Below are 1976 nucleotides of genomic sequence, written 5' to 3' on the forward strand. Positions count from 1 at the left end.
ACCTGTTCCACTTCCAGGAGGAAGGTCCCGGCGTGGTGTTCTGGCACGCCAAGGGCTGGACCATTTTCCAGGCCGTGATCGCCTACATGCGCCGGCGGCTTGCGGAAGATTATGACGAGGTCAACGCGCCGCAGATGCTCGACAAGTCGCTGTGGGAGACGTCGGGCCATTGGGAATGGTATCGCGAGAACATGTTCGCGGCGCAGTCGGCCGGCGACGAGGCCGAGGACAAACGCTGGTTCACGATCAAGCCGATGAACTGCCCCGGCCATGTGCAGCTCTTCAAGCACGGGCTGAAGAGCTATCGCGACCTGCCGCTGCGGCTTGCCGAGTTCGGCGTGGTGCATCGCTACGAGCCGTCGGGCGCCATGCACGGCTTGATGCGGGTGCGCGGCTTCACCCAGGACGACGCGCATATCTTCTGCACCGAGGACCAGCTCGCCGACGAATGCCTCAAGATCAACGAGCTGATCCTGTCGACCTATGCCGACTTCGGTTTCGACGGCGAGTTGACGGTGAAGCTCTCGACGCGCCCCGAAAAGCGGGTCGGCTCCGACGCCGCGTGGGATCACGCCGAAGCAGTCATGGCCGACGTGCTCAAGCGCATCGCCGCGTCAAACAATCGCATCAAGACCGAGACCAATCCCGGCGAAGGCGCGTTCTACGGACCGAAGTTCGAATACGTGCTGCGTGACGCCATCGGCCGCGACTGGCAGTGCGGCACCACGCAGGTGGACTTCAACCTGCCGGAGCGGTTCGGCGCGTTCTATATCGATGCCGACGGCGCCAAGAAGGCGCCGGTGATGGTGCATCGCGCGATCTGCGGCTCGATCGAACGCTTCATCGGCATCCTGATCGAGCATTTCGCCGGCAATTTTCCGCTCTGGCTCGCGCCGGTGCAGGCGGTCGTCACGACCATCACCTCCGACGGCGACGAGTATGCCAAAGAGGTCGCCGCCGCCGCACGGCGCGCAGGACTTCGCGTCGAGATCGACCTGCGCAACGAGAAGATCAACTACAAGGTGCGCGAGCACTCGCTGGCGAAGATTCCGGCGCTGCTCGTGGTCGGCAAGAAGGAAGCCGAGAGCCGGTCGGTCTCCATCCGCCGTCTCGGCAGCGAGGGTCAGAAGGTGATGCCGACCGCCGACGCGATCGCGGCGCTGGCGGAGGAAGCCATCCCGCCGGATATCAAACGGGAGCGGAGCAAGGCCTGACGCATCACGGCCTGCGCTCCATCCTTCGCTCCATCAGCAGATTCAAGAAAATATCCATTTCAAGAGAGCATCATGTCCGACATCATCGATTTCCTGCGCACCCGCCGCTCGGTCAAACCGCGCGACATGAGCGAACCCGGTCCCTCGGCTGAGGAAATCGAGACGATCCTCACCATCGGCGCGCGCGTGCCAGATCACGGAAAGATCGCACCATGGCGGTTCATCGTGTTCGAAGGCGATGGCCGCGCCCGCGCCGGCGATGTCATCGCCCGTGTCTATGCGCGCAAGAATCCGTCGGCTCCGCAGGAGGAGATCGAAATCGAAAAGCACCAGTTGACGGAAGCACCGCTGGTGATCGGCGTGGTGAGTTGCATCAAGCAGCACCCCAAGGTGCCGTCGTGGGAGCAGGTCCTGTCGGCAGGCGCCAGCGCCATGAGCATTGTCAACGCCGCCACCGCGCTCGGCTACGGCGCGAACTGGCTGACCGGCTGGTTTGCCTACGATCGCGACATACTTGACGGCCTCGGATTGAAGCCGGACGAAAGATTCGCGGGCTTTATCCACATCGGCACGCCGACAAAACCGAACAAGGACCGCCCTCGCCCGGCCTTGTCGGATGTCGTGACCCGGTTCTGAACGACGTCTCACACGCTCGACGGTCAGCGATGGCCGTCCCGGATGCTGTCACGTTCGCCCGCCCGGATGCCTCGGTCCCGGGCCGGGGCAGTTCCCCACCCGGTGAGCTGGGAGTGCCGCGGAAGC

General features: G+C 64.0%; 2 protein-coding genes. Both read left to right on the forward strand.

Annotation, left to right across the window (positions count from 1 at the left end; translation table 11 throughout):
* Window positions 1–1214 (forward strand): threonine--tRNA ligase (thrS, locus tag BGO16_RS05150; RefSeq protein ID WP_292617513.1); only part of this gene is annotated, 1214 nt, incomplete at its 5' end.
* Window positions 1215–1286: 72 nt separating this feature from the next.
* A complete protein-coding gene (locus BGO16_RS05155) occupies window positions 1287–1850 on the forward strand; it encodes a nitroreductase (protein ID WP_292617514.1) in 564 nt (187 codons plus the stop codon).
* Window positions 1851–1976 lie beyond the last annotated feature (126 nt).

Source organism: Nitrobacter sp. 62-23 (assembly GCF_001897285.1).
In the GTDB taxonomy this organism is placed as follows: Bacteria; Pseudomonadota; Alphaproteobacteria; order Rhizobiales; family Xanthobacteraceae; genus Nitrobacter.